The sequence below is a fragment of the Paraburkholderia agricolaris genome (assembly GCF_009455635.1).
In the GTDB taxonomy this organism is placed as follows: Bacteria; Pseudomonadota; Gammaproteobacteria; order Burkholderiales; family Burkholderiaceae; genus Paraburkholderia; species Paraburkholderia agricolaris.
Genome location: NZ_QPER01000002.1, coordinates 2,074,185 through 2,097,907, shown reverse-complemented (window position 1 = coordinate 2,097,907; position 23,723 = coordinate 2,074,185). Strand labels below are relative to the sequence as shown.

The 23,723-nt window shown below is 62.5% G+C and carries 24 protein-coding genes; 10 read left to right on the top strand and 14 right to left on the bottom strand.

Annotated features, from left to right (window positions below; all coding sequences use genetic code 11):
• The first annotated feature begins 20 nt into the window (after positions 1–20).
• Positions 21–434, top strand: a complete 414-nt coding sequence (locus tag GH665_RS30735; protein WP_153140931.1) for a hypothetical protein — start codon at positions 21–23, stop codon at positions 432–434.
• A gap of 543 nt (positions 435–977) precedes the next feature.
• The gene (locus GH665_RS30730) at positions 978–1,928 is read left to right on the top strand and encodes a peptidoglycan DD-metalloendopeptidase family protein (RefSeq protein ID WP_174771763.1); all 951 of its coding nucleotides are present in this window, start codon (positions 978–980) and stop codon (positions 1,926–1,928) included.
• Between the two features lie 13 nt (positions 1,929–1,941).
• Here GH665_RS30730 and GH665_RS30725 read toward each other — a convergent pair whose 3' ends face one another.
• Both GH665_RS30725 and GH665_RS30720 read right to left on the bottom strand, forming a co-directional pair.
• Entirely contained in the window at positions 1,942–2,760 is an 819-nt protein-coding gene (locus GH665_RS30725) for an alpha/beta fold hydrolase (RefSeq protein WP_153140930.1), read from the bottom strand.
• 460 nt (positions 2,761–3,220) lie between these two features.
• A complete protein-coding gene (locus GH665_RS30720) occupies positions 3,221–3,619 on the bottom strand; it encodes a hypothetical protein (RefSeq protein WP_153140929.1) in 399 nt (132 codons plus the stop codon).
• A gap of 399 nt (positions 3,620–4,018) precedes the next feature.
• Here GH665_RS30720 and GH665_RS30715 point away from each other — a divergent pair, with 399 nt between their 5' ends.
• The 3 genes from GH665_RS30715 to GH665_RS30705 are packed head-to-tail and all read left to right on the top strand — an operon-like array spanning position 4,019 to position 8,016.
• Positions 4,019–4,474 carry a (2Fe-2S)-binding protein gene (locus tag GH665_RS30715; protein ID WP_153140928.1) on the top strand — a complete coding sequence of 152 codons (456 nt, stop codon included), beginning with the start codon at positions 4,019–4,021 and terminating at the stop codon, positions 4,472–4,474.
• A gap of 1 nt (position 4,475) precedes the next feature.
• A complete protein-coding gene (locus GH665_RS30710; RefSeq protein ID WP_153140927.1) occupies positions 4,476–6,719 on the top strand; it encodes a xanthine dehydrogenase family protein molybdopterin-binding subunit in 2,244 nt (747 codons plus the stop codon).
• Positions 6,720–6,735: 16 nt separating this feature from the next.
• Positions 6,736–8,016, top strand: coding sequence for a c-type cytochrome (locus GH665_RS30705; protein ID WP_153140926.1), 1,281 nt, complete (start codon positions 6,736–6,738; stop codon positions 8,014–8,016).
• Between the two features lie 84 nt (positions 8,017–8,100).
• On the opposite strand, the gene GH665_RS30700 is transcribed toward GH665_RS30705, so the two are convergent.
• From GH665_RS30700 to GH665_RS30670, 7 genes are all read right to left on the bottom strand, one after another.
• On the bottom strand, positions 8,101–8,757 hold the full coding sequence (locus GH665_RS30700; protein ID WP_046570695.1) for an amino acid ABC transporter permease: 657 nt from the start codon (positions 8,755–8,757) through the stop codon (positions 8,101–8,103).
• Positions 8,758–8,759: 2 nt separating this feature from the next.
• Positions 8,760–9,512 carry an amino acid ABC transporter permease gene (locus tag GH665_RS30695; RefSeq protein ID WP_153140925.1) on the bottom strand — a complete coding sequence of 251 codons (753 nt, stop codon included), beginning with the start codon at positions 9,510–9,512 and terminating at the stop codon, positions 8,760–8,762.
• Positions 9,513–9,579: 67 nt separating this feature from the next.
• A complete protein-coding gene (locus GH665_RS30690) occupies positions 9,580–10,407 on the bottom strand; it encodes a transporter substrate-binding domain-containing protein (RefSeq protein WP_153140924.1) in 828 nt (275 codons plus the stop codon).
• 54 nt (positions 10,408–10,461) lie between these two features.
• Positions 10,462–11,535 carry an ABC transporter ATP-binding protein gene (locus tag GH665_RS30685; RefSeq protein WP_153140923.1) on the bottom strand — a complete coding sequence of 358 codons (1,074 nt, stop codon included), beginning with the start codon at positions 11,533–11,535 and terminating at the stop codon, positions 10,462–10,464.
• 55 nt (positions 11,536–11,590) lie between these two features.
• Positions 11,591–12,481 carry an ABC transporter permease gene (locus tag GH665_RS30680; RefSeq protein ID WP_153140922.1) on the bottom strand — a complete coding sequence of 297 codons (891 nt, stop codon included), beginning with the start codon at positions 12,479–12,481 and terminating at the stop codon, positions 11,591–11,593.
• Positions 12,478–13,461, bottom strand: coding sequence for an ABC transporter permease (locus GH665_RS30675; RefSeq protein ID WP_153140921.1), 984 nt, complete (start codon positions 13,459–13,461; stop codon positions 12,478–12,480). Before GH665_RS30675 ends, GH665_RS30680 begins: the two co-directional genes overlap by 4 nt.
• Positions 13,458–14,552, bottom strand: a complete 1,095-nt coding sequence (locus GH665_RS30670) for an ABC transporter substrate-binding protein (RefSeq protein ID WP_153140920.1) — start codon at positions 14,550–14,552, stop codon at positions 13,458–13,460. Before GH665_RS30670 ends, GH665_RS30675 begins: the two co-directional genes overlap by 4 nt.
• A 560-nt stretch (positions 14,553–15,112) precedes the next feature.
• Here GH665_RS30670 and GH665_RS30665 point away from each other — a divergent pair.
• Positions 15,113–16,006 carry a LysR substrate-binding domain-containing protein gene (locus tag GH665_RS30665; protein WP_153140919.1) on the top strand — a complete coding sequence of 298 codons (894 nt, stop codon included), beginning with the start codon at positions 15,113–15,115 and terminating at the stop codon, positions 16,004–16,006.
• A 68-nt stretch (positions 16,007–16,074) separates the two neighbouring features.
• Here the strand turns inward: GH665_RS30665 and GH665_RS30660 are convergent, their stop codons facing one another.
• Together GH665_RS30660 and GH665_RS30655 are read right to left on the bottom strand one after the other, a co-directional pair.
• Positions 16,075–17,157 (bottom strand): calcium:cation antiporter, encoded by a 1,083-nt coding sequence (locus GH665_RS30660; RefSeq protein WP_153140918.1) that lies wholly within the window; start codon positions 17,155–17,157, stop codon positions 16,075–16,077.
• Between the two features lie 338 nt (positions 17,158–17,495).
• A complete protein-coding gene (locus tag GH665_RS30655; protein ID WP_153140917.1) occupies positions 17,496–17,861 on the bottom strand; it encodes a BON domain-containing protein in 366 nt (121 codons plus the stop codon).
• 400 nt (positions 17,862–18,261) lie between these two features.
• On the opposite strand from GH665_RS30655, the gene GH665_RS30650 reads away from it, so the two are divergent.
• Positions 18,262–18,906 carry a DNA-3-methyladenine glycosylase gene (locus tag GH665_RS30650; protein WP_153140916.1) on the top strand — a complete coding sequence of 215 codons (645 nt, stop codon included), beginning with the start codon at positions 18,262–18,264 and terminating at the stop codon, positions 18,904–18,906.
• Positions 18,907–19,177: 271 nt separating this feature from the next.
• The gene (locus GH665_RS30645) at positions 19,178–19,522 is read left to right on the top strand and encodes a DUF4148 domain-containing protein (protein ID WP_153140915.1); all 345 of its coding nucleotides are present in this window, start codon (positions 19,178–19,180) and stop codon (positions 19,520–19,522) included.
• A 281-nt stretch (positions 19,523–19,803) separates the two neighbouring features.
• On the opposite strand, the gene GH665_RS30640 is transcribed toward GH665_RS30645, so the two are convergent.
• Positions 19,804–20,247, bottom strand: a complete 444-nt coding sequence (locus tag GH665_RS30640; RefSeq protein WP_030100740.1) for a CBS domain-containing protein — start codon at positions 20,245–20,247, stop codon at positions 19,804–19,806.
• 292 nt (positions 20,248–20,539) lie between these two features.
• Between GH665_RS30640 and ribA the strand changes: the two genes are divergently transcribed.
• Positions 20,540–21,190: a GTP cyclohydrolase II gene (ribA, locus tag GH665_RS30635; protein ID WP_153142376.1), complete on the top strand. Its 651-nt coding sequence runs from the start codon at positions 20,540–20,542 to the stop codon at positions 21,188–21,190.
• A gap of 147 nt (positions 21,191–21,337) precedes the next feature.
• On the opposite strand, the gene GH665_RS30630 is transcribed toward ribA, so the two are convergent.
• Both GH665_RS30630 and GH665_RS30625 read right to left on the bottom strand, forming a co-directional pair.
• On the bottom strand, positions 21,338–21,547 hold the full coding sequence (locus tag GH665_RS30630; RefSeq protein WP_153140914.1) for a hypothetical protein: 210 nt from the start codon (positions 21,545–21,547) through the stop codon (positions 21,338–21,340).
• Between the two features lie 26 nt (positions 21,548–21,573).
• Positions 21,574–22,488: an NmrA family NAD(P)-binding protein gene (locus GH665_RS30625; protein ID WP_153140913.1), complete on the bottom strand. Its 915-nt coding sequence runs from the start codon at positions 22,486–22,488 to the stop codon at positions 21,574–21,576.
• A 208-nt stretch (positions 22,489–22,696) separates the two neighbouring features.
• Between GH665_RS30625 and GH665_RS30620 the strand changes: the two genes are divergently transcribed.
• The gene (locus GH665_RS30620; RefSeq protein WP_153140912.1) at positions 22,697–23,632 is read left to right on the top strand and encodes an AraC family transcriptional regulator; all 936 of its coding nucleotides are present in this window, start codon (positions 22,697–22,699) and stop codon (positions 23,630–23,632) included.
• Positions 23,633–23,723 lie beyond the last annotated feature (91 nt).

Below are 23,723 nucleotides of genomic sequence, written 5' to 3'. Positions count from 1 at the left end.
ATTGTCTTCCCGGAGATTTCATGAGTAATCGCGCGACGCAAACCGTTCCCCAACCTCCTGCCGCGCAGTCGCAGAGCGCGCCGCTCGCTTGCGTGCAAGGCACGATCAGCAAGGTGTTCCTCAACCCGGAGTTCCACAACAACGCCAATCATCAGCACTTCGTCATCAGGATCGACAAGGTGCTGAAGTTCGAAGGTACGCAGAATCTGGTCGGCACGGAGGTGTTCGTCGCGGTGCGTTTCGGCGACAGCGAAGGGTTGGCGCATGAAATTCCCGGCTTGCAGGCGGGCCAGCCAATCGAGGCTCAAGGCGAATATATCTCCGACGCCAGTGCTTATCCGACCCAGGACAACTCCAACCCCGTCCTGCCGGTATTGCACTTCACGCATCATCCGGTCGGCTACGTGAAGTATCAAGGCCAGACCTACAGCTAGTCGTCACTCAGTCTTATTGAACGGATGGGCATGGCGCCTGTCCGCTTGCCCACGCGTTTTTCTCCTACGCTCGCCGTCGCGGCGAGCGCTCATTCAAGTTTTGACCACGCTTTGCCGTTAAAGAAAACGTTACCAGCCGATTGTCCGGCGGCGTAGCCGCCGGCGGATTTTCGCGGGTCTTTGCGACCGTGCGTGTAGCGGCCTCAGGCCAATACCACGCATGAGGCGCGACCCGGGTCTGCATCACCGTGCGTAATGTTTGTATCAGAGTGTGTGATGCGGAGCGTTTTTTGCAAAACGCACTTTACAATTCCGCGTGAATTTTAATCGGCAATCTGGCCCTTTTCGCGGAAGATCGCCTGTTTGTCGGGCATCTGGGCATCCGGCAGCGCGCAAGGGATTGGGTTGGACGGCAGGACCTGGGTGAGCGCCGCACGAGGCGGCCTCGCTGTGTCGCGAGAGAAAGCAGCGCTTCGTCAGAATGCGCGCCTCGCACGCGACAAGGCAGCACTCGGCCTGCCAATAAAAAAGCAGGAGTCGAACATGTTGGGAAAGCGTTTCGACAGAACACTGATGGCCAGTCTGGCTGGCGTGTCGGTTGCGCTGGTGGTCAGCGGCTGTGCGAATGTGGGACAGCAGGGCGGTCAAACTGGCGCGGCAGCGGCGACGCCGGCTGCCTCGGCTGCGTCCGGTGTGCCGGCAGCGGCTGCAGCGCCGGCCTCCGACGCGCTCGCAGTCCCAGCGGTCAAGCTAGCCGCGGACGACGGCACGCCGCTTAAGAACGCTCCGCCTCTGGTGTATCGCGTCAGGCGTGGCGATACCCTGGCGCGCATCGCCCAGCGTCATCATTGCAGTGTCAGGCAGTTACAGGCGTGGAATGGCCTCAAGTCTTCCTCGCGGTTGAAGCAGGGGCAGGTGCTGCACGTCGCTTCGCCGGAAACGGTGCGCGCGGTTAATCAGGCCAACGCGGCGGCGAAGGCTGCGGCAGCGGCCGCGCCGGCTGTTCCGCTCGCCGCGCAGCAAGCGCCGGTGGCGGCCAATGCGCAGGCAAGCGCGCAATCGCCCGCGCCCAGCGCGGCCGAGGTGCGTGAAGTTGCGCATGAGACTTCGCGACATGCGAACGGTGTGTCGCTGGTATGGCCTGCGGGTGGCCGAGTCGTCGAGGCGTTCCAGCCGGGCGAAACGCGCGGCATCGAAATCGGCGGCAAACCCGGCGATCCGGTGCGGGCCGCGGCCGACGGCAAGGTGATGTACGCCGGCACGGGTCTGAACAGCTACGGCAGCCTGATCATCGTCCAGCACAACAAGGACTTTCTGACTGCCTACTCGCATAACCGCAAGCTGTTGGTGAAAATCGGCGACATCGTGCGGCAGGGGCAGCAGATTGCCGAAATGGGCGACGAAAATAACTCGCGCGTCTCCGTAGGCTTCGAGTTGCGCCGTGACGGCAAGCCGGTCGATCCGATGCCGTATCTGCCGCAAGGCCGCGGCTAGCTAACGCGCGCCGTCAGTCGAGCCAACGCAGCGCTGCCGCGACGATCGCTTCAGGCGCGTCTTCCTGCATCAGATGACCGGCCTTTGGCACGGGCTGAAAGCGTGCCTCGGGGATGACGGCCGCCAGTTGCCGCCCGCGTTCGAGCGGAATCCACTGGTCGTCTTCACCCCACAGAATCTGCGTTGGACACCGCATCTGCGCATAACGCGCTTCGACCTCGTCGGTGTAGCGCTGGTCCATCTGGGCGATCTGGCGATAGAACGCGGCTTGTCCCGTTGTGCCGAGCCATGGCGTCACATAAGGCGCGAGTTCCTCGTCCGGAATGTCGCGGGCAATCGCGCCGCGCACGTAGGCCTTCACCACGGCTTCGTGGATATACGGCGGCAGGCCGGCGAAGGCCGCGCCATGTTCGCGCACGTGCCGCACGAACGGCGAACCCCACGGCGCGACGGCGACCGGATCGATCAGCGTCAGACTGCGATAGTCGCATCCCTCGATCAGATGCGCGCGCAAGGAGGTTGCACCGCCGAAATCGTGTGCGATGACGTCCGGGCTCTTCAGTTGCCAATGCGCGAGCAATTCCGCCAGCAGCACGTTCTGCACGCCAAGCGAAACGTCCTGAGCATCGCGTTGCTCGGACTGGCCGTAGCCAAGCAGATCGTAGTAATAGACGGTGCGAATCTGCGCGAGATGCAAAGCGATGCGATGCCACACATACGACGAAAACGGCGTGCCGTGAACCAGCACCAGTGGCGGACCGTTGCCCGTCACGCGAAAGCGCACGGTTTGATCACGGAACGTATAGCTTTCCGGAAGTGGCCAGTTTTGCATAGCGAAGGGGCGTTTTGAGTAAGTCCGCTTACCTTAGCAGGGCGCGCTAAAGCGTGCTGTCCGGCTTCTCGTGGCATCTTCCGAATACCTCCCGCAAAAGCTCACCTTTGTTTTATTCAGCAAAGCCAGGCAAATTCAAAAGATCGCGACTCATGGTGTTGCCGGATTGAGCGGCGAGTAGGGCGCACATCGCGCACTGTTGCGAAACGTGCATAAATCACCTTGAAATAAGGTGTCGTTGTGTCGGCTGAATTCGGAAAGCCTGGTAATCGCCGGGGTGCCGCAGGGAGGCGTCAATTCGGTATTCAACGAATACGACGTGTGAATGACCGAAATTCACGGCTGGCTATGGTGAGGGAATTCGGGAGCCGAAGACGCAACGCTCACCGGAGGCCGCGCTTAACCTCAGCGACGCCGTCCGGCTAACATCAACGAAGCCTGCGAACTAAAGCGCCGCCAGCTACTTCGACTCAATACCGCGCAGCAGTTGGGAAACCTGACCGTGATGGTGCAGGATCGCCGGGTCGGCTTGCAGAAGCGGCAAGTAGCGCGGCAGAAACGCATTGTCGGGTTGGTCGGAAGAAAACAGGCCGGTAATGGCTTCGGCCGCGGCAAGCCGGTCGGCCGCGTCCGCTTCCTTGTCGTCGAGAATTTCGTCGACGTTCGCGATCACGGTGGAGAGCGGCGTGAGCCAGCGGAACGCCGAGCCGTTGATGAGCACTTGCAGGAAGGCCGCCGGCGTCACGGGGCCGAATTCCTTTTCGTACGACGCGCGCTCGTGATCGAGTATCGACTTATGCAGTGCCAACAGCGGCTTGCGAATTTCCGAAAGGAATTGAATGCATTGCTGGTCGTTCATCTTGCCGCTCCTTCGGGTAGTCATGCCGGATCAAGCCAACGCGGCAATGGTAGCGCATCGGTTTGACTCCCGTTTCACTTTTCCGGCGGCCGCCGTGGCTGGGTCGTCCCCGTCGTGCGGATACGCTGCGGACATGCCCGCTTGGTCTGCGGACTTCTTTATGCAAGACTACAATTTCCACGTCCCTTCCAGCGCGCTCGCGCTGCGCACTGCCTGCTGCACCCATTGAACTGTAGCCGCATCGCGTATTAGCACGGCTTGTCGAATAAACACCGCAAGTTTTTGCGTTTTGGTTCGACGTCTCAGCCCAAACAGTCTGACTGAGCAGCCTGATAAGCAGTCTGACAAGCAGCTTGTACAAGCATCCCGACAAACAATAAACCCCACTCGGAGCCGCCTATGACAACGTTCAACATCAACGGCCAGACTCATACTGTCGACGCACCCCCCGATATGCCTCTGTTGTGGGTGTTGCGCGATCTCGTCGGCTTGACCGGCACCAAGTTCGGTTGCGGCATCGCCCAATGCGGCGCATGCACCGTGCATCTCGACGGCGTCGCGGTGCGCTCGTGCGTACTGCCGGCGGCGGCTGTCGGCGACAAGAAAATCACCACTATTGAAGCGGTCGGCGACACACCCGCCGGGCAAAAGGTCCAGCAGGCATGGCGCCAACTGGACGTTGTGCAGTGCGGCTACTGTCAGTCGGGGCAGGTCATGTCGGCGGCTTCGCTGATCGCGGGCAATCCCAGTCCGACCGACGCGGACATTGACGCCGCCATGGCCGGTAACATCTGCCGCTGTGGGACGTATAACCGCATCCGCGCGGCGATCAAGCAAGCCGCGAAGGGGGCCTGACATGTCCCAGGGATTGCTCGATGCACAAAACGGCGCGCAGCCTCCGAAGCGTGGCAAAAGCGGCATCACACGCCGCACGTTCCTGAAGTTCAGCGTCACGGTCGGGGCGGCAACCGGCGGCGGCTTGCTGCTCGGTTTCAGCATGCCGGCAGCCAGTCAGGATCAGAAGGCCGGCAAATCGGTGATCGGCGGCGATGGAGATGAGGCGCCGCAGAACGGCGTGTTCGCGCCGAACGCCTTCATCCAGATCGACACGGCGGGCAAGGTCACGCTGGTGATTCCGAAAGTCGAAATGGGGCAAGGCGTCTACACGTCGATCCCAATGCTGATCGCGGAAGAGCTTGAAGTGCCGCTCGACTCGGTCACGCTCGACCACGCTCCGCCAAACGAAAAGCTCTTCATGGACCCGCTGCTCGGCGGCCAGCTCACCGGCGGTTCGACGTCGATCCGCTATGCGTGGGAACCGATGCGCCGGGCCGGCGCGGCCGCGCGCACGCTCCTGATCGGCGCCGCCGCACAGCAATGGCAGGTCGATCCGGCAAGCTGCCATGCGCAAGCCGGTCAGGTGATTCATGCGGCGAGCAATCGCAGCATCGGTTACGGACAGTTGGCGAGCGCCGCGGCGAAGCTGCCCGCGCCGCAGAACGTGCCGTTGAAAGATCCGAAAGATTTCAAGGTGATCGGCACCGCGGTGAAGCGTCTCGATTCGCCCGAGAAGGTCGACGGCACGGCCATGTTCGGACTGGACGTGCGTGTGCCCGATATGGTCTACGCGGCCATTGCGAACTGCCCGGTATTCGGCGGCACGCTCGCCAGCGTCGACGATACCAACGCGAAGAAGATTCCCGGCGTGCGCCAGGTCGTCAAGATCGACAACGCGGTTGCCGTGATCGGCGACCATACGTGGGCCGCCAAACGCGGTTTGCAGGCGCTGGATATCAAATGGAACGAAGGCGCGGGCGCGCAGATCGGCATGAAGCAGATCGTCGACGATCTCGCCAACGCCTCGCAACGCAACGGCGCGGTGGCGCGTAAAGAAGGCGACGTGAGCAACGCGTTTTCAAACGCGAAGACACGGGTCGACGCCGTGTATCAGCAACCGTTCCTCGCGCATGCCACGATGGAACCGATCAACTGCACGGTACACGTGCGGCCCGACGGCTGCGATATCTGGCTCGGCTCGCAAGTGCCGACGCGGGTGGTGGATGCGGCGGTTGCTGTAACCGGTTTACCCGCGGACAAGATCGTCGTGCATAACCATCTGATCGGCGGCGGCTTTGGCCGAAGGCTCGAATTCGACATGGTCACGCAGTCGGTCAAGATCGGCAAACAGGTGTCGACGCCGGTAAAGGTGCTGTGGACACGTGAAGAAGATATCCAGCACGACATGTACCGGCCGTACTACTACGACAAGATTTCCGCCGGGCTCGACGCGAACGGCAAACCGGTCGCGTGGCAGCATCGGATTGTCGGCTCGTCGATCATGGCGCGCTTTGCGCCGCCCGCGTTCCAGCATGGGCTCGATCCCGATGCCGTGGAAGTTGCCGCTGATCTGCCCTATGACCTGCCGAATCAGTTGGTCGACTACGTTCGCCAGGAACCACATGCCATTCCCACCGCATTCTGGCGGGGCGTAGGACCGACACGCGGTACCTTCGTAGTCGAGAGTTTTATCGACGAACTCGCCGCGCAGGCGAAAGTCGATCCGGTCAAATACCGCCAGGATCTGCTGGGCAAAACACCCCGCGCGCTGAACGTGCTCAACACTGCCGCGCAGGCGGCGGGCTGGGGCAGTGCGGTGCCGAACGGGCAAGGGCGCGGGGTGTCGGTGATGCATGCATTCGGCAGCTTCTTCTCGATGGTCGTCGACGTTGCCGTCGAGCAGGGCGAGGTATCGGTCAAGCGCGTGGTGTGCGCGGTCGATTGCGGGATGGTGGTGAATCCGAACACGATCGAAGCCCAGGTGCAAGGCGGCATCATCTTCGGCATCACGGCCGCGCTCTATAGCCAGATCACGATCAAGGACGGCCGCGTGGAGCAGAACAACTTCACCGACTACCGGATGCTGCGGATCGATCAGACGCCGCCCATCGAGGTGCATATCGTGAAGAGCAGCGAGGCGCCGGGCGGTATCGGCGAGCCCGGCACGGCAGCACTCGCGCCAGCTCTCACAAACGCGATTTACGCGGCCACCGGCAAGCGGCTGCGCCAGTTGCCGGTCGGCAGCCAACTGCAAACCGCCTGACTGAAGGGAGCCCAACATGAAAAACACACTCAAGGGTTTCGGCGCGGCGCTCTGCATGGCTTTGCCGTTCCTGACACAGACCCAGGCGCAAGCCGCGGATCAAGACCTGGTGCAGCGCGGCGCCTATCTGGCGAAGGTCGGCGATTGCGTTGCTTGCCATACAGCGCCGAAGGGCAAGCCGTTCGCCGGCGGCCTGCCGATGGTCACGCCGATGGGCCGGATCTACACCACCAACATCACGCCGGATCAGCAAACCGGCATCGGCAACTACACGGAAGAGGACTTTGCCAGAGCGATGCGCGAAGGCGTCGCGAAAGACGGTCACAACCTGTATCCGGCGATGCCGTACCCGTCCTATGCGAAGGTCAACGACGACGACATGAAAGCGCTGTACGCATACTTCATGAGCGGCGTCGCGCCGGTGCAGCAGGCGAATCGCGAGCCGGACATCAAATGGCCGTTGAACATGCGCTGGCCGTTGAAGTTCTGGAATATGGTGTTCCTGGAGAAGGGCGTCTATCAGGACAAGCCCGGCAAGGAGGTGGCGTGGAATCGTGGCGCGTACCTCATCCAGGGCCTCGGGCACTGCGGCTCGTGCCATACGCCACGCGGCATTGCGTTCCAGGAAAAGGCGCTGGATGAAAGTGGCAGCGCGTTCCTGACCGGCGGCCTGCTCGACGGCTGGTTCGCGGCAAACCTGACGGGCGAGCACAACCTCGGCCTCGGTCGCTGGAACGATCAGGACTTGCAGGCGTTCCTGAAAACCGGCGCCAATCGCCATGCATCGGCGTTCGGTTCGATGACCAGCGTGATCAACAACAGCACGCAAGGCATGAACGACACCGACATCGCCGCGATGTCGACGTACCTGAAGTCGCTGCCGCCGGCGGGTGGCAGTGGCGCGCCGCCTTACTCGTACGATCCACAGGCGACGAAAGTGTCGTTGAACCGTCCCGCGAACGATGCCGGTGCGCGCGTTTATACGGCGTATTGCATGCACTGTCATGGTGTCGACGGACGCGGTTTTGCGCCGATGCTGGCGCCGCTGGCCGGCAATCCGAACGTGCTGGAAAAGGATCCGTCCTCGCTGATCAACGTGACGTTGAACGGCACGGAGGACCTGGTGATCGGTGGCATTCCCGCGCCGTATCCGATGCCGAAGTACGCTCCGGTGCTCAACGACCAGCAGATCGCCGATGTGCTCACCTTCGTGCGCGCCGGGTGGAATAACGGTGGACCGGCGGTTACGGCGGCCGACGTGGCGAAGCTGCGCAAGTCGACTCAGGCGGCTCGCTAGCGGCGTCGCGCTCAAGGTTCGCAACGAAAAAAAGCGGCAACCGTTTTGCACGGTTGCCGCTTTTTTATCGACCAGGGGGAAGCCTCAACGGTGCTGTCCCACCTTCTGCCGTTTCTCCAGCACGCGGGCGTACCACGTCAACGGGAAGCACATCGCGAAGTAAATCATCGCGACCATGCCGTAGATTGGAAACGGGCGGAAGGCGGCGTTGGTGATCATCGTGCCGGTCTTTGTCAATTCCGTGAAGCCGATGATCGACGCCAGCGCCGTGCTCTTTACCACCTGCACGAGGAAACCGACTGTCGGCGCGACGGCGATTTTCAGTGCCTGCGGCCAGACGATGTAGCGCAGTTGCTGGCCGAACGTCATGCCCAGACTCGCCCCCGCGGACCACTGGCCGCGCGGCACGGCTTCCACGCAACCGCGCCAGATATCGACCAGATACGCGCTGGTATAAAGCGTCAGCGTAACGGTTGCCGCGACCCAGGGCGACACATCGACGCCCAGCAAGGGCAGGCCGAAAAACGCCAGAAACAGTTGCATCAGCAGCGGTGTGCCCTGAAACACTTCCACGTACACCACCACGATGCGCCGCAGCCACGGCAACGGCGACACGCGCATCGCGAGCAGAATCAGCCCGACAATGCCGCCGCCGACAAACGCGATCAGCGACAACAACACCGTCCAGCGGGCGGCGAGCAACAGATTGCGGGCGATGTCCCACAGCGTGAATTCGACCATGATCAACGCTCCGTCGGCAGGGTGCGGGCGCCGCGCCACATCAGGCGGGTACGCCAGTTGCGCGGCGCGCTGCCGCTATTGCCGCCACGAGCCACGCGGCCCGCAAAGAGATTGCGGCCGAGCCGGTTCATGAGTTGCCGCAACACGATCGACAACACCAGGTACGTCGCGGTGATGATCAGGTAGCTCTCGAACGAGCGGAAGTTGCGCGACTGGATGAAGTTGGCCGCGTAAGTCAGATCGGGGACCGAGATTTGCGAAACCACCGCCGAGCCAAGCATCACGATCAGCACCTGGCTCAACAAGGCGGGAAACACGTTGGCGAGCGCCTGCGGCAGCACGACGTAGCGAAACACCTGGCGCCCATGCAGGCCGAGCGCCTGCGCCGCCTGCACCTGGCCGCGCGAAATCGAATCGATCCCGGCGCGCACGATTTCGATCGCGTAGGCGCCGAGATTGACAGTCATCGCCAGAATCGCGGCCTGTACCTCGTCGATATGAATGCCGAGGCTCGGCAAGCCGAAGAAGATGAAGAACAACTGCACGATGAAGGGCGTGTTGCGGATCAATTCGACGTAAGTCGCGACCACCCAGCGCGCCCACTTTGGCCCGGCCACCGCGATGCTCGCGCCGCCAATGCCGACGACACCGCCGAGCACGGTGGACACGGCGGTCAGTCCCAGTGTGACGGCAACGCCGCGCGCGAGCAGCCCCGCATAGAGGCCGAAGCCGCTGAAATCGAACGCGTAGGTCATGACGTGGCGCTCATCGTGAGGTCAAACTCCGGCGTGGACGTTCCGAAGGCGTCCGTGCAATAAGGGTTTAGAGATCGGCCGGCAGGGGCGCGCGCAGCCATTTCTGCGAAATCGCGTTCATGGTGCCGTCCTTGCGGGCCTTGGCAATCGTTTCGTCGACTTTCTGCTTCAGACGCGGCTCGTTCTTGTTCAAGCCGACGTGATCCGGCGAGCTGAACAGCGAGAACTTCTGCTCGGGATCGTTCGCCGGATGACGCGCGAGAATGGTTGCGCCGACGTCGTTGCCGACTACCATCAACTGTACCTGACCAGAAAGAAACGCCGAAATTGCGCCGTTAGGATCGTCGAATCTTTTTATGGTCGCGCTGGGCGGCGCGATTTTGGTCACACTCAGGTCTTCCAGCGTGCCCCGCGCGACCGAAATCGTCTTGCCGGCGAGGTCGGCGGCGTTCTTCACGGGCAGTGCCTTCGGGCCGAAGACGGCGAGGTAGTAGGGCGCGTAGGGCTGTGAGAAGTCGATCACCTTTTCGCGCTCCGGCGTCTGGCCGACTGAAAGCAGCATGTCAGCCTTGTGGTCGGCGAGGTAGGCCATGCGGTTGTCGCCCGTCACCTGCACGAGTTCGACCTTCGCGTTGAGCGCACGGCCGATCAGGTTGGCAACGTCGATGTCGTAGCCCATCGGCTTCATGTCCGGGCCGATCGAGCCGAACGGCGGATAGTCCTCGAATACGCCGATGCGCACCGTGCCGGTCTTGGCGATGTTGTCGAGCGCGTCGGCATGCGCGGCCGGCGACGCAAGGGCGCACAGTGCGCCGAGGCCGGTGAAGGCGAGCGTGGCGGCAAGGGTGGCGAAGACGCGGCGCGCGTTCGATCGGGCAACTTGGGGCTGATTCATGGTCTTTCCTCTGTCGAAAACTCGGTGCTGGAATGTTTTTTCTGGATGAGCGTTTCAATGCGCCGCGCGGGCAGCGATCAGTTTGCACGCGTGCGGTGGCAATTCCGCGAGCACCGGCATGCCGAGCGCCAGTCCCGGCGTTTCTCGCGGGGTAGTGGCGGCCGTCAGCGTGAAACCCGCGCAATCGATCGTCGCTTCGAGTGAGGCTCCCACGTCGCGGATAAAGGTTACCGTGCCCGCGAGGCGGTTCGGCCCTGCATGGTCGGACGCCGATTTGACGCACACATCTTCCGGCCGGATCAACAGACGGATGTCGCTGCTGGATTGCGGCACGCGTGCCGGCTGCGCCACCGCAATGCGCCTGCCCCCCGGCAGGCTGACGCCCCCCGCGCCGTCGTAAGTGACCGGCAGGATATTGCCGAGCCCGATGAAGTCAGCGACGAATTCGCTGACCGGGTCGCGATAAATATCGAGCGGTTTGCCGACTTGCGCAATCCGGCCTTTCTCCATCACGACGATTTCGTCGGCCATTGTCATCGCCTCGCGCTGGTCGTGCGTGACCATGATCGTCGTGATGCCGAGACGCTGTTGCAGCAGGCGGATCTCCACCTGCATCGCTTCGCGCAGCTTGGCGTCGAGCGCGGAGAGCGGTTCGTCGAGCAGCAGCAGTTTCGGTTGCGATGCGATTGCGCGCGCAATCGCCACGCGTTGCCGCTGGCCGCCGGAGAGTTGCGTGACGGGCCGGTTCGCCATATGCGGTAACTGGATCAGATCCAGCAACTCAGCGACGCGGCGCGCTTGCGCATCTTTCGCGGTCTTGCGCAGCTTGAGCGGATACGCGACGTTTTGCGCCACTGTCATGTGCGGAAACAGTGCGAGCGACTGGAACACCATGCCGAAGTCGCGCTGGTTCGCCGGCAGATGCGTGATATCGCGGCCTGCAAAATTGATGCTGCCCGCGCTCGGCGTTTCCAGCCCTGCGATCATCCGCAGGAGCGTGGTCTTGCCGCAGCCGGACGGCCCGAGAAAGCACACCAGCTTGCCGTCGGGCACGCTCAGATCGACGCTGTCGACGGCATAGGCCGCATTGAAGCGCTTGGTCACGGCCTGCAAGGTCAGATGGGTCATCGAATGCTCCAGCAAAAAGGCATCAGCGCAGCGCGGATCGAAAGGCAAAGGGCGGTCAAAGCGCCACCCCTTCGTCGCCGATCAGCTTTTCGAGCAGCCAGATCAGCGCGAAGTCGATCGCGACGATAAATACGGCGAAGCAGAATACAGTCGGATCGAGCGACGACACCGTGCGGCTATAGAGCCACACGGGCAGCGTCATCGTGTCGATGCCGTACAGAAAGAACGTCACTGTGAATTCGTTGAACGAGACGATGAACGCGAACAGCATGCCGGCGAGAATACCGGGGCGCATCAGCGGCAGGATCACGTCGATCAGCGCGCGGCCTGGGCTTGCACCCATCACACAGGCCGCTTCCTCGAACTCCGGGCCGATCGACGCTACCGATGCCGCGCAGTTCTTCACCGTGAACGGCAGCGCCAGAATCACGTGCGCGATGATCAGGCGAAATACGCCGAGCTCGACCGGCAGCACGTTGAATACCAGCAGCAGCGACAAGCCGAGCATCACCAGCGGATAGACGAGCGGCAGCGCGACCAGTTGTTCGACTGCCGGTTTGCCGCGAAAACGGTAGCGGCTCAGTGCGTACGCGGCCGGCACCGAGACGAGGGTGGCGATAACCATCGTCGAGAGCGCGACGATCAGGCTTGTGCTGAGCGCGGCGCCCATCGAGAGCGAGTCGCTCGCATCCGGCGAGACAAAGCTGTGCCATGCCGCGCGGTACCAATGCAGGCCGTAGGCGTGCGGCGGGAATTCGAGCGTGTCGGCCGCGCTGAACGACATGGTGATCATCGTCAGGATCGGCAGCGCGGCGAGGAACAGCACGACGGCGGCGAGCAGCGCGGTGGCCTTGCCGAGCTGGCCGGGCATGGTGGTCGGCAAACGCGGCAGGCGCGGCGAGCGTGGCAAACGCGGCAGGCGCGGAGTCCGGATCGGCGTGCTCATGGGTGCGGTTCCTCGGCGAGACGTTGCGTACGGCGTACGAGCCGTTGCGACAGCGCCATCACGGTAAGCGTCGCGATCATCAATACGACGCCCGACGCGGATGCTGCGGGCCAGTTCAGCAGAGGCGCGACTTGATCGTGAACCAGTACGGCCAGCATCGGCACGCGACGTCCGCCGAGTAACAGGGGTACGGCGAACGCACTGGCGTTGTAGGCGAACACGAGCAACGCGCCGGACACGAGCCCCGGCATGGCAAGCGGCAGCAATACGTGACGCAACGTTTGCCAACGCGTCGCGCCGAGCGTGGCCGCGGCTTCTTCATACGAGCTCGAGACCGCACGCATCGCGCTCGACAACGGCAGCACAGCCAGAGGAAACGCGGTCTGAATCAAGCCGAGCAACACGCCGTGTTCGCGATACAGCCACATCACCGGGCGCTCGACCAGGCCGCTGCCGAGCAGCGCGTGATTGAGCAGGCCAGCCGGACCAAGAATGATCAGCCAGCCGTAACCTTGCAGCAGCAGATTGACGAGCAAGGGCAGCAGCACGCCCGCGAGCAGCAGCCGCCGCGCGAGCCGCGACTTGGTGCGCGCCATCGCGAGAGCGACGGGAATCGCCAGCAGCACGGCGCAGACCATGCTTTGAAATGCGAGCTTCAGCGTGAGCCACAGCGACTTCAGGAAGTAGCCGTCGAGGAGATCGGCGTAGTTCTGTAGCGTGAAGCCATGCCATTCGTTGCCTTGCGTACCGAAGCTCATTCGCAGTACGACGAGCGCCGCCGCGCCGAGAATGGCGAGAAACAGCAGGATTGGCGCGAGCAGAAGCCAGGGGCGCGCTTTCGCGAGCGCCGTGGACGCCGGCTCGCCCGGTGCACCGGAGGCCGCGCCGGGCGAGCCGGGTGCTGTGTCCGGCGCGTCACCCGACCCAGCGTCCGACGCCGACGATGCACGCCGCGAAAACCGCGCGAGCATCGCGGTCATGCCGAGAAAATTTCGGTGTAGCGCTTGATCCACGCCGGCTGCACGACGGCGAGCGCCTTGTCGTCATGCAGGATCGCTTTCTCGGCGATCTGCTGCGGGCTCGGCACGAACGCGCGGCTCTCCGCCGGAATCACCGCTTTCGAATTGACGGGGCCGTTCAGCACGTCGGCAGCCATGCGGCCTTGCACGCCGGCATCGAGCGAATGGTTGATGAAGGCGTGGATCAGATCGCTGTCGGCGGGATGCGACTTCGGGATCACCGTGAACATCAGCTGCGTGGCGAAGCCTTCCTTCATGCCGTAGGTCACGCCCATCTTGTATTCGGGCTTGCGGATCTGGTCGGGGAAAAAGGCCGGCGAATAGATGCCGCCGATATCGAGCGAACCGGTGCGGAACAGATCGGCCACCTGATTCGGGTTCTCGCCGAGCGTCATCACGCGGTCTTTCAACTGCATCAGCTTCTTGAAGCCGGGTTCGATATTCTGTTGCGAGCCGCCGTTCATTTTTGCGGCGATGATTGCGAGGTCTACCGCTTCGGCCCATTCGGGCGGCGGCAGGAACAGGCGTCCGGCGTATTTCGGATCCCACAGTGCTTCGTACGAAGACGGCGCCGTCCTGACTGTTGACGTGTTGTAGATCAAGCCGTCCGACCACAGCAGATAACCCACGCCGAAGCCGTTCGCGCCCGTGCGGTATTGCGGTGCGACGTCCTTCAGGTTCGGTAGCTTGTCGAGATCGGGCTTCATGAGCAGGCCCGCGTCGCCGAGGCCCGCCGCGCCGACGCCGGCCAGGGTGATGACGTCGTAAGTGGGGCGATCACTCGCGGCCTTGACCTTGGCGACCATGCCGGACGTGCCGTCGGCGCGGTCGGCGATCACCTTCGCGCCGGTCTTCGCCGTGAACGTGGCGGCGATATTGCGCAAGGCAGCGGCGCCGGTGTCGTCCGACCAGGTCAGCAAGCGCAGTGTTTTGCCGGAGAAGTTGTGCTCTTGCGCTCTGAGATTGATAAACGGCATCGGCAATGTGGACGCCGCGAGTGCCGTGCCGATCGCCTTGATGGCCTGCCTTCTACCCCGTTTGATCTCTTGCATGGCGGTCTCCTGTGTTGAACGCCTGTTGCCTTGTGAGTTTCGCTCTGACCGCTGCCGTTGCATCGCCCATTTGCGCTGCTTGTGGTGCCCAACCTTTTGTTCCCGACCTCACGCGATACCCGATGCGTTGCGTGTGGATGCACTCTAGATTTGCCAAAATCCCCCAACAAACGAAATATGCGCATGGAGCGCATGACAGAATCTCATGGGTTGGCTGCCGCGCGACGCTAGCGGAGGCTTTGCTTCGATCCTTGCGAGCCCCAATCCAGTGGCGTATCGGGGTTAACGTCCATGATTTTCTGGCGTAGAGGGGCCTGAGGAGGTATGAGGAAAGCTCGGTTCTGGTGCGATGTCCGGCAGGATTTGCCCTGAGTCGGTGCAAGCGGGTGTGCCAAGGCTTGAATTGACGGCCGGGTCATGAGTGAAATGCATGCGGTTTGCCCGAGCGCACCGCGTGCGAGAACTTCTGATCGCGTATCCTGTGGGCTCACAGGGCGTGACGGCGTACAACGCCGCCATCCACGCAATGATTTTTCCTGATTCCGGATTGGACTACTCCGATGCGACGTCTCCCTCCGCTCAACGCGTTGCAGATTTTCGAAACCGTCGCACGGCATCGCAGCTTCACGCGTGCCGCGGATCACCTATGCCTGACGCAAGGCGCGGTGAGCCGGCAGATCATCGCGCTCGAGGACTATTACAAGTTTCCCCTCTTCAAACGCCACGCCAAAGGTCTGACGCTGACCGCCGAAGGCGAGTTGCTGCTGCCGGCCGTGAAGGAGAGCTTCGCGCGTATCGAGGAGATATCGCTGCGCCTCACGCGGCAGCGCACCGACCTCGCACTGAAGGTGCCGACCTGCGTGATGCGCTGGATGTTGCCGAAGATCATGCGCTTCCAGGCCGAGTATCCCGAGCTGCACGTTCAGATCACGACGACCTGGCAGCACGACGTCGATTTCCAGCTCGAGCCGTTCGATGCGGCGATCATCTATGGTTCGTCTCCGGGTGTGGGCGTGCAGGCGGTGCCTCTGTTCGAGGAGCGTTTGACGCCGGTGTGCGCGCCCGATCTGCTGAAAGACAAACCGCTCGACCAGGTCGCGGATCTGGCGCGCCACACGCTGCTGCATCCGACGCGCGATCATCGCGACTGGAAGATGTGGCTTGCCAGAGTGAGCGAGGTAGATGCAGCGAATGCGCAAGCTATCGACGCCGAGCACGGCCCGAGCTTCGACACGCTCGACATGGCGACCAACGCCGCGCTGCAGGGCTTCGGTGTCGCCATCAGCGACCTTGCGTTGATCGACGAAGACGTCGCGGCCAGGCGCCTCGTGCGGCCATTCGAGACAGTGCTCAAGACCGGCTGGCGCTATTACTTTGTGTATCCGGATTCAGTCGCGCATCAGCAGAAGCTGAATCTGTTTCGCAACTGGATCGCGGCGCATTGGGAAGAGTAGGACGAGCAGGCGGCGCCCGGTGTCTGGGCGGGGCGCAAGGCCCCAGACCTTAGACCCGAGACCCACCGTCAGGGCGCGAAGGACAGAAACAGATACGCCGCGAACAACGACAGATGCACGGCGCCTTGCAGGATCGTCGTGCGTCCGGAGCTCAGCGTCAGGGTGCCGACTACCAGCGTGAGCATCAGCAGTACGGTTTCTTTGCCGTCGATACCGAGGATGAGCGGCTGGGCGGTCCATAAGAACACGGCGGCAACCGTTGGAATGGTCAACCCGATACTGGCCAGCGCCGAGCCGAGCGCGAGATTCAGGCTGTTCTGCAAACGGTCGGCGCGCGCCGCGCGCACGGCGGCAAGTCCTTCCGGCAGCAGCACCAGCGCGGCGATGATAATGCCGACCACCGCCGGCGGCGCGCCCGCGTTCTTCACCGCGGTTTCGACCACGGGCGAGAGCACTTTCGCCAGCAACACGACAGCGACCAGGCACACCACCAGCAAACCGCCGGCCGCCAGCGCGACACCGATGCTTGGCGGGGCGGCATGGACGTCCTCGTCGGGGACGTCGGCGAGAAAGTAGTCGCGATGCCGCACGGTCTGGACGAACACGAACACCCCGTACAGCACCAGCGACGAGACACCCGCGAACGCCAGTTGCGACGACGACAGAAGCGGGCCGGCGCTGGTCGTCGTGTAATTCGGCATCACCAGCGTCAATACAGACAAGGACGCAAGCACTGCCAGCGCGGCCGCGGCGCCACGGCTCTGAAAGTCCTGCTCGCGATGCCGGATGCCGCCCACCAGCAGACAAATACCCACGATCCCATTGCAGACGATCATGACCGCGGCAAACACCGTGTCGCGTGCGAGACCGGCTTTTTCCGGACCGGACGTCAACATCACCGAAACGATGAGGGCAACTTCGATCACCGTCACGGCCACCGCCAGCACCAGGGTGCCGAACGGTTCGCCGACACGATGCGCCACCACTTCCGCATGGTGCACCGCTGTGAACACGGCAGCGCACAGTGCGACCCCGATCAGCGCGAGCAGCAGCCCATTACCCGGAAGGGCATACGCGGCGCCCAGCACGATCCAGGCGACGAAAGGCGCGGCGATGGTCCAGCGGGGCAAGGCGGTCGCGGTCGTGGTCATTCGGGGCTTCCTTTCGTTGCGGGTTCTTGTTGCCTGTAGCTGACTGGCGCGAGATGAACAGGTGGGCGCCGGCAAGACCTGCGAGCGAGCGTAAGTTGCTAAACCATCCTGTCAACAACGCGTCCTAACGCATTAAATTATAAAGGATAGTTTGCGGCGGGCGAGGCTTTGTGAGCCCGCGGGACGGATTGTGCCGACGCAGTGGCGAAGGTGCGCAACCGCCGGATTTGGCAATTGCGGGGAAATTCAGGGGAAACAGGCTGGATGTTTCAGTCCGGACGCGCCGCCTTGCGAGAAGCATTGCGCCCGGCGTAGCACTAAGGCTGCTTGATGCGGTTTTACTGTCCGACCGGACGGATCGATAGTGCGTTCTTGACCGACGTCACGCCCGGCACGGCTTGCGCGGCCTGAGTGGCCAGGTCGACTTGCGGCTGTTCAGGCACCGTGCCGGCCAACGTCACTGCACCGCTACGTGCGCGCACCGTGATATTGGTCACCGTCAGGCCCTTGGTCTTCGACAGCGCGCTGCGCACTTTGCGTCCCAATGCACGGTCGGCTTTCTTGACCGACTTGGCGTTAGGCGCCGCCGAAGCAGCCGTGGGGGCTGCCGTAGCCGCGGCATCGCTGGTTTGCGCGTACGCACTGACGGATGCCAGAACGATCAGCGCGCCGCCGACCATCTTGATTGCCTGGAATGCTTTCATTCAACTCTCTCCTATTGTCATGAACACGACGGCCCGTGGATGGGCCGGTGTACTACGCCAGCGGTACTTCGGGATCAAATCTGAATGGAACGTTGCTGCGGATCGTGCGACTTCTTGCAAACTGTAAGTTGATCAGGTGCGCTTGAACACACGCATGCCGGCAAGGGCTGTGCTGCAGGCCGGAAACACACGATACTCCAATTAGTGCCATGGTGATTGCGCCGCTGCCCGGAAGTGAGGTTTTGGTACAACGAATGGGCGGATGAATGCGGGCCGATGGCGCTTTATGGCGCTTTATCGCTTGATGCGGCGCGGCGACACGCTCGTGCGTGTCCGCTGAGTGCCCAACTCGCGCCTGCGTCGACCTTGCGCCTCGCGCCTAAAGATCCATCCGGACCGCATGCAGAAACAACCGCTACCCATCTTCCCATTGCTTCGTGACGATTTGCCGCCGGATGCAACCGCGTTGGCGCGCTTCATGGTTGGCAAATACCTGGTGCACGATCTTCCCGAAGGCCGTATGAGCGGCCGGATTGTCGAAACCGAAGCGTATCCGGTCGGCGACTCGACCAGCCACGCGTTTATAGGCCGCCGTCCGTATAACGGCTCGATGTTTCTTGCCCCCGGCCACGCTTATATCCGGCTCACGTACGGGCTCTCGTACATGCTGAACATGTCCGCGGAAGCGGAGGATATCGGCGCCGGTATTCTGCTGCGCGCCATCGAACCGCTGGAAGGCTTGCCGCTGATGGAAGCGCGGCGGCCTGGCGTGCCGCTGCGCGACCTTGCGCGCGGCCCTGGCCGGCTCACCATGGCCCTGGGCATCGGTCAGTCGTTCGACGGCCGCGATCTTTGCACCGGGCGTGACCTGTGGATTGGCGTGATAGAGAAGGATGTGCCGATCGGCGTGACGACACGCATCGGCTTATCGCGCGAAATGCATCGGCCATTGCGGTTTTTTGAACCAGGCAGTGCGTTCGTCAGCGGACCACGAAAGCTTCTGCTGCCTCCGCATGCCGAAACGTTGACCCACGCGCCGGATTGATCACTAGCGACATGCGATGCGGTGAACATGCGTAGTGGGTGAAATTGTCGGAACATCAAACAGAAGGGTTACGATCCCGACAATTATTACGGCAAGAACGGGACTTCAATCGCGCTCATGCGTAAGTTCCGCTGCATTCTTGCGAATCGAACAATTATGTATCTCGTAATTAAGGGTTTTCCCTCGATGATCGGGTGACTAGACTGGAATCACTCGCTTCTCACATGGTGTGGCAAGCGAAGCAAAAAACCAGATCTGGAGGTAAATCATCATGAACTCGCTCATCAAGGCAGTCGCTATTGCGGCCATTCTGGCCGCCCCGGTCGCTTCGTTCGCTCAATCGAGCCAACAACCCCTGACCCGCGCGGAAGTTCGCAGTCAGTTGATCCAGCTGGAACAGGCGGGCTACAACCCGGCCACCAGCAACGACACAAACTATCCGTCTGACATTCAGGCCGCCGAAAGCCGTGTGCAGGCGCAAAATCCGGCCGTCGCGCAGACGCAGGAACCGGTCGCGAATACCAGTGGTTACGGCGGCGCGGTGAGCGGTTCGTCGCAAGCGGGTGGCGTGGTCCAGCCGATGTCCGGCCCGAAGTCGGTTTATTTCGGTAACTGATTGATTGGGTGCAATGAGGGGCTGCAGGTGCGTAGCCCCATGAGTTTGGCCGAGCGTGCGTCGAACAAATGCACGCTCGGCAATCAGCAAGCAGTCAGCAGTTCGCCAGGAATATGACAATGCGCGCCGTATGCGGCGCGCATTGATGAAACAGGAACCTCCGCTGCCGCAAGGTAGCTTCGCCCAACCTCTTTCAAGGATTGGGCTTTTTTTGCGCCCGCTTGTGCCCGGTTACGCCCGGTTACGCCCGGCAGCGAGTCACACCCGGCGTGCGGCGAATCTCAGGGCCGTTCGCCGTGGATATAGAACTCCAGTTGCTGGATGGTGAATTGCTGCTCGGCGATGATGTTCTTCACCAGGTCGCCGATCGATACCATGCCCACCAGCCGGTCGTTTTCGATCACCGGCAAGTGGCGCATACGCCGTTCGGTCATCAGCGCCATGCAGTCGTCGGTGCTCTGGTCGGGGCGGACGAAGCGCACGGCTTTGCTCATGATGTCGCGCACTGGCGTGGCCTTCGACGAACGGTCCATCAGCACGACCTTGCGCGCATAGTCGCGCTCCGTCACGATCCCGGCGATGCTGTCGCCCTCGGTCACGACCAGTGCACCGATGCCTTTTTCAGCCATTAGCTTGATCGCGTCGTAGACGGAATCGTCGGCCTCGACAGTAAAAACGGTGGTGTGATTGGGTTTTGTTTTAAGAAGCTGTGCAACGCTTGTCATGGAGCGGCTCCGTTTCGCAGTGCAGCACGCCGATGCGGCGCGCTGTCGTGAGGGACAGGCCATTCCAGTATAGGCGCGCAGCGCCGCTGGAAGTACTCCGGGAATACCTGTGGCGTGCAGCATGTCCGGCATGGGTTAGCGTTCGGGAGCGGCGCGGCGCCACGGCGGTTCCTTGCGCGGCGCATGGACATCCGGGTGCGTTGCGCCGATTAGCGGTAAACTCCCAGTCCGTACTTGTCCGTACCTTATCCCCGGTTTGATCGGGTTCATGTCAGCACCATTGTCCAACGCCATGCTCACGTCTCACGATCCGTCGCCAGCAGCAGACGGCGCAATCAACGGCGAATGCGTCATCCTCGACGCTACCGCCACGCTCCCCACGCGCTACGGCACGTTCACCTCATACGTGTTTCGCGTGTGTGAAAGCGGCGCCGAACATCTCGCGCTCGTGATGGGCGACGTCGCCAACAAGTCGTCCGTATTGACGCGCCTGCACTCCGAGTGCCTGACGGGCGACGTGCTCGGCTCGTACCGCTGCGATTGCGGCGAGCAGCTCGATCTGGCGCTGCGTTATATCGCGGCCGAAGGCTGCGGTGTGCTGCTCTATCTGCGTGGCCACGAAGGGCGCGGCATTGGCCTGTCGAACAAGATTCGCGCGTATGCGCTGCAGGAGCAGGGTCGTGACACCGTCGAGGCCAATCTCGATCTTGGCTTGCCCGACGACTCGCGCGAATACGATTCGGCGGCGGGCATTCTGCGCACGCTCAAGGTGACCTCGGTGCGCCTGATGAGCAACAATCCGGAGAAGTTCGACACGCTGTCGAAGCACGGTATTCCGGTATGCGAGCGGGTTGCGCTGGCGATTCCGATGCGCGAGGAAAACGAGCGCTATATCCGCACCAAGCAATCGAAGTTTGGGCACTACTTCGACGAAAACGAATGAGCGACGCATAGACGCCGGCCGCCTCCTGCAAACGGCGGCCGGCGCTAACACGTCGTTTTCGTCAATAGAGTGCGGCCTCAGGTTGGCTGGCTTCGCCGGAGCTGCGGCGCGCCCACGGCGCGCAGGTGGTTCGTCGGGGCCGGTGAGTCAGAACAAACTGAAGTCGTCGTTACTGTCGGGAATCGCGTTGAGCACGTCCTGAAGCGCTCGCCAGCCGACTAGTCCCGCAAGGCCAGCCGAAATCTCCAGAATCGCCGTCCAGTCGCGGCTGCTCGTCGTTCCGCGCGCGTGCAGTGGACGCCGCACGGCGATTTTCCGCGATTTCATCGATGCGCGCAGCAATGGGCAGGTATGCATGCCGTTTCTCCTATCGCGAGTGCCGTTCAGCGTGCGGCGGCGCTTGCCGTCGACGTTGCGGCGACGCGTGCCAGGATCGCCGCGAAGACGTCCGCGAGCGCGGTCGAGCCGAAGCGCCGCTCGCTGATCCCGGTTTCGACGTCGATGCGGCCCGCGTTGTGTGCGTCGTACAGATCCGTGATGAGACGCGCGTGATTCTCGCCGAGTCCCGCACCCTGGAGCATCGCGGCCCATTCGCCGCGGGGCACTTCGTAGGCCGTAATCTGACGGTGCGTCAATGCACCGAGCGTATGTGCGAGGTCTAACGCGCTGACGCGCGTTTCGCCTTCGATACTGACCACACGCGGCGCCTCTTTCGCTGGCCTCTCATCGAGCAGGAATTCGGCGGCCAGCAGTCCGACGTCCTCGGCGGCGACCGTCGGAAACAGCTTGGTCAACGGATGATGCAAGCTCGGCAGGACGCCTCTCGCGAGCGCGACAGGTAAGATGCGGGCCCAGTTATGCATGTGTTCCGCTGCACGCAGAAACGTCAATTGCGCGGGAATGGGCGCGAGCCGCATTTCGAGGGTGTGAAACAGCGTCGTAATGCCCGTGCCGCTCGGATGTTCCGCGCCGTAGTCCGAGAGCGCGAGCACGCGTTGTGGCGGGTCGGCGCGCAATACGTTTGCGCTCACGTCGATCATGCGGCGCATCGTGGTTGCGGGATCGGCGTCGGCGCGCGGCACCGGGCACAGTATCTGTACCGCGTATGCGCCTTCGATAGCGCGCGCGACCGAGGCGGCGTCGAGCAGATCGGCAATGGCGATTTCGCAGCCGATTTCCTCCAGCACCGCACCTTGCTCGGCGCTACGGACTACCGCGCGCACGTCACAGCCCGCCCGGCGCAATGCCGCCGCGCTCACTCTACCTACATTGCCTGCTGCTCCAAAGATCACAAACACGTTCGGCTCCTGGCTGGATCGGTATGTCGTCATCTTAGGGAAGCGGGGCGCGAGAAACGCGCGGGCGCGGATCGTCGTGCGCAGATTCGGATGATTGTTTTCTGCTGCGGCGACGCAGCATGCCGATTGTGGCAGCGCGAGCTCAAGCAAAGCGGCGAAAAACGCAGCACAATGCACACACGTTGGCCGTCATCCACGAGGGAAAGCAATGAATGCCGTGACACCGATACTGCAACCGCACAGTGGTTCCCGCCTGGTATTGCGTTCCAGCAAGGCGCTCGGCTGGCAGGGTTTCGGTGCGGAACTGGTCAATGTGTCAGCCGGACTGCACCGGATCCCGGCGCTCAAGCATCATCGCGTGGGCGTGCATGTTGGCGCGCCGGTCAAGGCGCGTTGCATGTGCAGCGAGCGGCGCTACTCGCGGATTCAGGCGCATGGCGACGCCGATGTGATTCCCGCAGGCGTCGACGGGCAGTGGACCGATGAAGCCGCCTGCACGATTTTCAGCGTGTGGATCGGCGAGGACTTCGCGCAGCGGACCGTCGAGCAACTGGAACTGAAAACGAGCGAAGCGCGGCTGCGTCCGCAGCTCCAGATGCGCGATCCGCGCTTTCAGCATCTGGCCTGGGCTTTGCGTGCTGAACTCGAAGCGGATGATGCGTCCGATCCGCTTTACGCTGAAAGCCTGTGTACGGCGATGGTGGTGCGGCTGATCGGCAGCGCGCCGATACTCGACAAGCTCGAAAACAAACGCCGTACGCTTGCGCCGAAAACCGCCGCGCGCGTGATCGAGTTTATCGAAGCGCACCTGGATCAACGTCTCACGCTTGGCGAACTGGCCGCGCACGCCGAGTTGAGCGTGCCGCATTTCAAGGTGCTGTTTCGCGAGACGCTCGGTATGCCGGTGCATCAGTACGTGGTGCAGCGGCGCGTGGAGCGGGCCCGTGCGCTCCTGCTTCAAGGCCGGTTGAGCGCGAGTCAGATCGCGCTGGAGACGGGCTTTGCGCATCAGAGTCATATGGCGCACTGGATGGGGCGGTTGCTGGGGGTGACACCGCGGGAGCTGGTCAAGTCAAGCGCGAATCCAGACAGCATGATCGAACTCGAACTCTTCAATGCCCGCCGCATCGCAACGCTGCGATAGAGCTTGGCAACGCACTGCAGCATAGCCAGTTTGGAGTTCCCGCTCTATTGCCCTCAACCGATTTCCATAGCTAAATGCGGACTTCGCAACC